Here is a 7,809-nt window from a genome sequence, read left to right as displayed (position 1 = left end):
GTGTGTTGCTCCGCGTAGACAACGTCTACGCAGAGCAACACACCCCGCGGACATGGGGTCGCCCTAGGAGGTACGCATGCCGGACCTGTTCACCGACGACCTGGTCGCCGCGCTCGCCCGCCGGTCGGCCGCGTGCGACATCGCCGTGCACACCGTGCAGGTGAGCGTCCGCGGCGAGATCGTCGCGCACGGCGTCAGCGAGCCGGCCGGCCTGGACACGCCCCAGCGGATGTACTCGGTGTCCAAGACGGTCACGGGCCTGGCCATCGGGCTGCTCGCGGACGAGGGGCTGCTGGGCCTCGACGACCCCGTCACTGAGCATTTTCCCGAGATGGGACCGGAGATGGGCCCGGTGCATCCGTGGCTCGAGGCAACGACCCTCCGGGACATGCTCGCCATGCGCGGGCCGCACGCGTCCACCACGTACAAGCGGACGGACGGCGACTGGCTGGAGTCGTACTTCCGCGTGCCGCCGACGCATCCGCCGGGCACGGTCTTCTCCTACGACACGAGCGCCTCGTACACGCTCGCCGCGCTCGTGGAGCGGCTGTCCGGCACGTCCCTCCCCGACTACCTGCGGCCGCGCCTGTTCGACCCGCTGGGCATCAGCCCTGACCTGCGGTTCCTCACCGGGCCCGAGGGGATCGCCCACGGCGGCTCAGGGCTGGTCTGCACCCCGCGCGACCTGCTGCGCCTGGCGCACCTCCTGCTCGGCGACGGTGTGCACGACGGCGTCCGGCTCCTGCCCGCCGAATACCTCCGCGCCGCTACGAGCCCACAGGCGGACACCGCGCTGCAGAACTCCGCCGCCGCGCTGCGGGGCGGCTACGGCTACCAGCTCTGGCTTCCCCGTCCGGGATGGTGGCTCATGTTCGGGCTGGGCGGTCAGCTCGTCTACGGCAACCCCGCGCGGGGGCTCGCGGTAGTGGTCACCGCGGACTTCCAGGCCTGCCCGAGCGGCGACCGGTTCATCGACGACGTGCTCGAGGTGCTGATCGATCCACTGGTCGAGGGGCTGGACGCCGGCCGCGCCCTGAGCGGCGCGCACGACACCGCCGTCGAGATGCGCTGGCCCGCGCCTCGTCACGTCGCCGCACACGCTCGGCCTGTTGCCGAGCGGTACTCGAACGTCGTCGACGGCCCCGGTCCCGCCGGACTCGTGCTCTCGCTGGACGACGACGGCGGCCGGCTGACCGGCCTCGACGGTCCGGCCCGACCCGACGACCGTGCCGCAGCCGGCTGGGACGTCGAGCTGCGGTTCGACCGCCCGGTACGGACCGTCGTCGACGGCCAGCCCGCCGTCGTCACCGCCGGCTGGACCAGCCCCGGCACCCTTGACCTGCGCTGCTCGCTGCTCGGCGACAACCTGACGACCTGGCGCATCCGGCTCGCCTGGGCACCCGACGGCACCCTGACCGGGCAGTCCCAGATCTTCGGTGAGACCGCCGACCACGCGTGGAACTTCCACGCGGCCTACCGTGCCGCGCCAGGTCCGGCCCAGCGGGGGTGACCGATCGGTCAGGCGCGGGTGTACGTCAGGTGCCGGAACCGGAGGCCGGACGACGACGTCGTCCACTCGGTCGAGGCGGTGACCGTCCACTCGGGGCCGATCTCCGGGGCGAACACGTCGCCCTCGACCTCCTTGTTGATCTCGGACACCTCCAGCACGTCGGCGACAGGCAGCGTCTCGCTGTAGACCTGCGCGCCGCCCATGATCCAGATCTCGTCCCCGCCGGGCGCGTTCGCGGCGATCTCGAGCGCCTCGCCGATGGTCGCGGCCGGCACGGCGTCCGCGTCCACCACCCCGTCCGGGCCGCGCGACGAGACGACGACGTTGGTGCGGCCGGGCAGCGGGCGCTTCGGCAACGACTCCCACGTGAGCCGCCCCATCACGACCGGATGACCCGCGGTGATGCGCTTGAAGTGGGCGAAGTCCTCGGGCACGCGCCACGGGATGTCCCCGCCGGCGCCGATCACCGGCCGTCCGCCGCCGTCGCGTGCCTGTCCCCAGATGAGTCCGATCATCAGACTGCGATCGGTGCCTTGATGGTGGGGTGCGAGACGTAGCCGAGCACCTCGACGTCCTCGAACTCGTAGTCGAAGATCGACTCCCGCGGCGCCAGCCGCAGCGAGGGGTACGGGTACGGGTCCCGTTCGAGCTGGGTGCGCACCTGCTCCACGTGGTTGTCGTAGATGTGGCAGTCGCCACCGGTCCACACGAACTCGCCGACCGCCAGGCCGGCCTGCGCCGCGACCATGTGGGTGAGCAGCGCGTAGGAGGCGATGTTGAACGGCACACCGAGGAACAGGTCCGCCGACCGCTGGTAGAGCTGGCAGCTCAGCTTGCCGTCCGCGACGTAGAACTGGAACAGGGCGTGGCACGGCGGCAGCGCCATGTCGTCCACCTCGGCGGGGTTCCACGCCGTCACGACGTGCCGCCGCGAGTCCGGGTTGGTGCGGATCTGCTCGACCACCTTCGCGATCTGGTCCACGTGGCCGCCGTCCGGCGTGGGCCAGGAGCGCCACTGGACACCGTAGACGGGGCCCAGCTCGCCCGACTCGTCGGCCCAGTCGTCCCAGATCTTGACCCCGCGCTCCTGCAGCCAGCGCACGTTGGAGTCGCCACGGAGGAACCACAGCAGCTCGTACACGACCGACTTCAGATGCACCTTCTTCGTGGTGATCAGCGGGAAGCCCTTGGTCAGGTCGTACCGGATCTGCCGCCCGAAGACGCTCCGCGTCCCCGTGCCCGTCCGGTCACCCTTGTGGGTCCCGTTCTCGAGCACGTCGCGCAGCAGGTCCTCGTACGGGGTGTCGATCGCGGTCATGCGGCAAGCCTACGTCGAGCGCCGCGGCTGACGGCGACGCGCGCCGCCGTCAGCCCTGCTTCGCCCGGAGCTCCTTGAGCTGGGCGCCGCGTCGCCGGTACAGCACACCCATCGTCACGATCGTCAGCGCGACGAGGCCGCCGATGACCGCACCCCATGCGGTCCCGCCGCGGAACGCCGGACCGTCGACGTCGAGGATGCGCTCGCCGGCGTGCGCCGCCGCCGACGTGCCGAGGACGATGCCCAGCGTCAGGAGGTTCGGCACCGCGAGCAGGACCGCCAGCGCGAGGAATCCGCTGCGCACCCGCAGGGACCTCCTCGTCAGGACTGCCTGTGCGAGGAGCAGGACCGGCGCCAGCGTGAACACGCCACCGATCAGGAGACCCCACCAGGCACCGGCGGTGAACGACCCGTCCACCGCGTTGCCGATCACCTGCGCCCACCACCGGGGCAGGAACGCGTCGAGGAACAGGTAGATCAGCCAGACGGCCACGATCACCGCGACGACGCCGACGAGCCGCTTCACCAGGTCGCGCCAGTCGGGCCGCCACCGGGCGGCGGACGACGCAGCGGGCTGTGCCGCCGCTGGGTCGCTCGGCGTCGGACCGGTGGGCGTCGGACCGGTCGGCGAAGGGCCGGTCGCCTCGGGGCTGTCGCTCGGGTTCTGCGCCATGAGCACGATCGTCGCAGCGTCGGGTGCACTCTGCGCGGTGAACGGGAACGTCGCGGACCCCGTTCGCGTTGTGCACTAGTCCGACCGAGCGGGGCGCGCAGGACCTCGCTCCGTGACCGTGTCGGTGACCAGTGGAAGGATGATCCTCATGACGGAGCAGATCACCACCTCGAGCGCCACGAGCGCCGCCGCAGACGCCGTGACCCCCTCGCCGACGGACCCGCTCTGGGTGGAGCGCAACGGCATCCGCACGTATACGGGCTTCTCGGCCCGCGGCGCGCGCGTCGAGATCGGCCCGGCCGAGGCAGGGGCTGTGTTCACGCCGGGTGAGCTGATGAAGGTCGCCCTCGCGGCGTGCGCGGGGATGAGCAGCGACAGGGCGTTCGCGCGCCGGCTCGGCGACGACTACAAGACCACCATCCGGGTCGAGGACCCGAAGGACATGGCCGAGGACCGGTACCCGGTGCTCACGGAGAAGTTCGAGATCGACCTGTCCATGCTCGACGACGAGGACCGCGCGAAGCTCCTCACCATCGCGCAGCGGTCGATCGACAAGGCATGCACGGTGGGCCGCACGCTCAAGGCGGGCGCCCAGATCCCGGACGCGCAGTTCGAGCAGCCGACGGAGGGCTGACATGGTCGACGACAAGCAGAAGCTGACGGCACCGGAGCCCGGCGACCAGCCGACTCCGGGCGACGCGGTGCTGAAGCCGGACGACAGCGTCGAGGTCACGCCGGCGGACTGGGTCCACTACAAGCCGGACAGCCCGCTCGACCACCTGGTCGACAAGGCGGTGACGATCCCGTCCGCGAGCATCCACAAGCATGTGGACAAGGTCCGGGCACGCAACCCCGACGCCAGCCCGGCGGAGATCATCAAGCTCCTGGAGAAGGAGTACATGCGGGTGATCCAGACGACGGGCACCGCGGTCGGTGCGGCCGCGGCGATCCCGGCCGTGGGCACCGCGGCGAGCGTGGCGCTCTCCACGAGCGACGTCGCGACGTTCTTCGCCTCGTCGGCCGCGTTCTCCCTCGCGGTGGCGGACGTGCACGGCATTGACGTCCAGGACGTCCCGCGCCGCCGGGCCCTGCTCCTGGCCACGGTGCTCGGTGACCAGGGTGCACAGGACGTCGAGAACGCCATCGGCGGTTCGGGTGTCGCCTGGGGCAAGGTGCTGCTCACGAGCATGCCGCGTACCACCCTGTACAAGGTGAACAAGGCGCTCACGCACCGGTTCATCCAGAAGCAGATCGCCAAGCAGGGCAGCCTGCTGCTGGGGCGCATCCTGCCGTTCGGCGTGGGCGCGGTGGTCGGCTGGGTCGGCGCGCGCGCCCTCGGCCACACCGTGATCGCCCAGTCCCGCGTCGCGTTCGGCGCACCTCCGGAGCGCTTCCCCCGGGTCATCGAGCAGAAGTAGGCACGGCTGGGTAACTCATATACGCATTTGCTCGGCGGGATGGCAGGACCCGCCCTAGGCTGCGGGTCATGGCGGACACGACCCACGGCGCACTCGCCCCGACGTACGACCCACTGCCGATCACCGTCGCGCGGGCGCACGGTACGCACGTCTGGGACACGGACGGAAACGAGTTCCTCGACTTCTTGTCGGGGTACTCGGCCCTGAACTTCGGGCACCTGCACCAAGGCCTCGTGGCCGCGGCGATGTCGCAGCTGCGCCAGGTCACGCTCACGTCCCGTGCCTTCGACCATGACCGGCTGGAGGAGTTCGCCCAGCGGCTCGTCGAGGTGGTGGGGGTACTGACGACCGGCGGCGAGGACAGCCTCGTGGTGCCGATGAACACCGGCGCGGAAGCCGTCGAGACCGCGGTCAAGGCGGTCCGCAAGTGGGGTTACGACGTGCGCGGCGTGCCGGAGGACGAGGCGACGGTGGTCGTCGCCGCCGGCAACTTCCACGGGCGCACCACGACCCTCGTCGGCCTCTCCGACAACCCGACCGCGCGCGACGGGTTCGGCCCCTTCGCGCCGGGGTTCCGGCGGGTACCGTTCGGCGACCTGGACGCCGTGGCCGCCGCCGTCGACGACACGACGGTGGCCGTCCTCATGGAGCCGGTGCAGGGCGAGGCCGGCGTCGTGGTGCCGCCCGACGACTTCTGGCCCGGCCTGCGGGAGCTCACCGCCAGGCAGGACATCGCCCTGGTGGCCGACGAGGTCCAGTCGGGGCTCGGCCGCACCGGCACCACCCTGGCCTGTGAGCTCTGGGACGTGCAGCCCGACCTGGCCTGCCTGGGCAAGGCTCTGGGTGGCGGGATCATCCCGGTCTCGGCGGTGGTCGGCAAGCCGGAGATCCTCGGCGTGCTGACCCCTGGCACGCATGGTTCGACGTTCGGCGGCAACCCGCTCGCGTGCGCCGTCGGCATCGCGGCGCTCGACCTGCTCTCGACGGGTCAGTACCAGGCCCGCGCGGCGGCGTCGGGCAAGGTGCTCACGGAACGGCTCGAGGCGCTCGTCGAACGAGGCCTGCTGGCCGAGGCCCGCACCGTCGGGCTGTGGGCGGGCATCGACCTGGACCCCTCGCTGGGCACCGGGCGCGAGCTCTGCGAGGCGCTGCTGGAACGCGGCGTCCTCGCCAAGGACTCACGTACCGAGACGGTTCGCCTGTCCCCGCCGCTGTCGATAGTCCAGCCCGAGCTGGAGATGGCGCTGGACATCCTGGAGGAGTCCCTGGTCGCGCTCCGCGGCGAGCACTCAGCGGCCGCCGCCAACGAGCTGGCGCACGCGGCAGCCGAAGCGGCCGCGGACGAGACGACGGACGAGTCGACGGACGAGGCGACGGACACCGCCACGGACGAGGCGACGGACACCGCCACGGACGAGGCGACGGACACCGCCACGGACGAGACGACGGACAAGGCGACGGACACCGCCTCCGCCGACGAGCCGGGCGAGGACGCCACGGAAGGCACCGACGAACGCTCCGAACTGTCACCGACCGCCGGCTGAGCGTAGGCTCCGGGAGGTGACCACTACGACGTCGTCCTCCACCGTCATGCTCCCGGCGCTCCCCGAGCTTCAGCAGGCCTACGCCGAGCTTCAGGCCAAGGGCCTGAAGCTGGATCTCACGCGTGGCAAGCCGTCGGCCGAGCAGCTCGACCTCGCCGAGCCGATGCTGGCCCTGCCCGGCGTCGGTGTGCACGCCGACGACTCCGGCACCGATGCGCGCAACTACGGCGGGCTCGACGGCGGGCTCCCGATCCGGCGTATCTTCGCCGAGCTGCTGGACGTGCCCGTCGAGCAGCTCCTCGCCGGCGGCAACGCCTCGCTCACGACCATGCACGACGTCGTCGCGTACGCAGAGCTGTTCGGGTTCCCCGAGTCCCCGAAGCCGTGGGCGCGCGAAGAGAAGGTGCGCTGGATCTGCTCGGTGCCGGGCTACGACAGGCACTTCACGATCTGCGAGGCGTTCGGCATCGAGATGATCTCGGTGCCGATGACGCCGGACGGGCCCGACGCCGAGGCAGTGGCAGCGCTCGTCGCCGAGGACCCGACCATCAAGGGCATGTGGGTGGTCCCCACCTACTCGAACCCGGACGGCGCGGTCATCACCGACGACGTCGCCCGCGCGCTGGTCTCGATGCCCGCCGCCGCGCCGGACTTCCGCATCCTGTGGGACAACGCGTACGCGGTGCACCACCTGACCGACGACGAGGTGACCAGCCCGAACGCCATCGCGCTGGCCGCGGAGGCCGGGCACCCGGACCGCGTGATCATGTTCGCCTCGACGTCCAAGATCACGTTCGCCGGTGCGGGCGTCTCCTTCCTCGCCAGCTCGGCGGCCAACGTCGCCTGGTACAAGAAGCACCTGTCGGCGGCCTCGATCGGCCCGGACAAGATCAACCACCTGCGGCACGCGCTGTTCTTCGGCACGGCCGACGGTGTGCGCGAGCACATGCGCAAGCACCGCGAGATCCTGGCACCGAAGTTCGAGGCGGTGGCGCAGATCCTCAACGAGCGGCTGGGCGGGTACGGCATCGCGTCGTGGACCGAGCCGAAGGGCGGCTACTTCGTGTCGCTCGACGTTGCTCCGGGTACCGCGTCCCGCGTGGTGCAGCTCGCCAAGGAGGCGGGGATCGCGCTGACGCCGGCGGGCGCCACCCACCCGTACGGCAAGGACCCGGAGAACAAGAACGTGCGCCTCGCGCCGTCGATGCCCCCGCTGGACGAGGTCCGCACGGCGATGGACGGCGTGGCGACCTGCGTCCTCCTCGCGGCGGCGGAGGCCGCGCAGGCCTGACCGACCGACCCGCCGACGTGTCAGACCCTCAGGTCACCCGGGTGACCTGAGGGTC

At 71.3% G+C, this 7,809-nt stretch carries 8 protein-coding genes; 5 read left to right on the top strand and 3 right to left on the bottom strand.

Annotation, left to right across the window (positions count from 1 at the left end):
- The first annotated feature begins 76 nt into the window (after positions 1-76).
- Positions 77-1,510, top strand: a complete 1,434-nt coding sequence (locus ACFWE2_RS23460; protein WP_377226619.1) for a serine hydrolase domain-containing protein — start codon at positions 77-79, stop codon at positions 1,508-1,510.
- Between the two features lie 8 nt (positions 1,511-1,518).
- Here ACFWE2_RS23460 and ACFWE2_RS23455 read toward each other — a convergent pair whose 3' ends face one another.
- From ACFWE2_RS23455 to ACFWE2_RS23445, 3 genes are read right to left on the bottom strand one after another with little or no spacing between them, the layout of a single operon-like run.
- Positions 1,519-2,025: a dihydrofolate reductase gene (locus tag ACFWE2_RS23455; RefSeq protein ID WP_377226618.1), complete on the bottom strand. Its 507-nt coding sequence runs from the start codon at positions 2,023-2,025 to the stop codon at positions 1,519-1,521.
- Positions 2,025-2,828, bottom strand: coding sequence for a thymidylate synthase (locus tag ACFWE2_RS23450; RefSeq protein WP_377226617.1), 804 nt, complete (start codon positions 2,826-2,828; stop codon positions 2,025-2,027). Before ACFWE2_RS23450 ends, ACFWE2_RS23455 begins: the two co-directional genes overlap by 1 nt.
- A gap of 49 nt (positions 2,829-2,877) precedes the next feature.
- Positions 2,878-3,501: a hypothetical protein gene (locus ACFWE2_RS23445; protein ID WP_377226616.1), complete on the bottom strand. Its 624-nt coding sequence runs from the start codon at positions 3,499-3,501 to the stop codon at positions 2,878-2,880.
- Between the two features lie 148 nt (positions 3,502-3,649).
- On the opposite strand from ACFWE2_RS23445, the gene ACFWE2_RS23440 reads away from it, so the two are divergent.
- The 4 genes from ACFWE2_RS23440 to ACFWE2_RS23425 all read left to right on the top strand — a co-directional run bounded on the left by ACFWE2_RS23440 (position 3,650) and on the right by ACFWE2_RS23425 (position 7,754).
- A complete protein-coding gene (locus ACFWE2_RS23440; RefSeq protein WP_377226615.1) occupies positions 3,650-4,135 on the top strand; it encodes an OsmC family protein in 486 nt (161 codons plus the stop codon).
- Position 4,136: 1 nt separating this feature from the next.
- Positions 4,137-4,919 (top strand): hypothetical protein, encoded by a 783-nt coding sequence (locus tag ACFWE2_RS23435; RefSeq protein WP_377226614.1) that lies wholly within the window; start codon positions 4,137-4,139, stop codon positions 4,917-4,919.
- A 68-nt stretch (positions 4,920-4,987) separates the two neighbouring features.
- Positions 4,988-6,463, top strand: a complete 1,476-nt coding sequence (gene rocD, locus ACFWE2_RS23430) for an ornithine--oxo-acid transaminase (RefSeq protein WP_377226613.1) — start codon at positions 4,988-4,990, stop codon at positions 6,461-6,463.
- 46 nt (positions 6,464-6,509) lie between these two features.
- Positions 6,510-7,754 (top strand): aminotransferase, encoded by a 1,245-nt coding sequence (locus tag ACFWE2_RS23425; RefSeq protein WP_377226620.1) that lies wholly within the window; start codon positions 6,510-6,512, stop codon positions 7,752-7,754.
- Positions 7,755-7,809 lie beyond the last annotated feature (55 nt).

It is taken from the genome of Promicromonospora sp. NPDC060271, assembly GCF_042726755.1.
Lineage (GTDB): Bacteria > Actinomycetota > Actinomycetes > Actinomycetales > Cellulomonadaceae > Promicromonospora.
Note: the sequence above shows the minus strand (reverse complement) of the source record. Positions and strands in the feature narration are given on the sequence as shown.

What these genes read in the sequence shown, in the direction of transcription:
- ACFWE2_RS23425 (WP_377226620.1), top strand. Translation starts at nt 6,510, where the DNA reads ATGCTCCCGGCGCTCCCCGAGCTTCAGCAGGCCTACGCCGAGCTTCAG.
- ACFWE2_RS23440 (WP_377226615.1), top strand. Translation starts at nt 3,650, where the DNA reads ATGACGGAGCAGATCACCACCTCGAGCGCCACGAGCGCCGCCGCAGAC.
- ACFWE2_RS23435 (WP_377226614.1), top strand. Translation starts at nt 4,137, where the DNA reads ATGGTCGACGACAAGCAGAAGCTGACGGCACCGGAGCCCGGCGACCAG.
- ACFWE2_RS23445 (WP_377226616.1), bottom strand. Translation starts at nt 3,501, where the DNA reads ATGGCGCAGAACCCGAGCGACAGCCCCGAGGCGACCGGCCCTTCGCCG.
- ACFWE2_RS23460 (WP_377226619.1), top strand. Translation starts at nt 77, where the DNA reads ATGCCGGACCTGTTCACCGACGACCTGGTCGCCGCGCTCGCCCGCCGG.
- rocD (WP_377226613.1), top strand. Translation starts at nt 4,988, where the DNA reads ATGGCGGACACGACCCACGGCGCACTCGCCCCGACGTACGACCCACTG.
- ACFWE2_RS23455 (WP_377226618.1), bottom strand. Translation starts at nt 2,025, where the DNA reads ATGATCGGACTCATCTGGGGACAGGCACGCGACGGCGGCGGACGGCCG.
- ACFWE2_RS23450 (WP_377226617.1), bottom strand. Translation starts at nt 2,828, where the DNA reads ATGACCGCGATCGACACCCCGTACGAGGACCTGCTGCGCGACGTGCTC.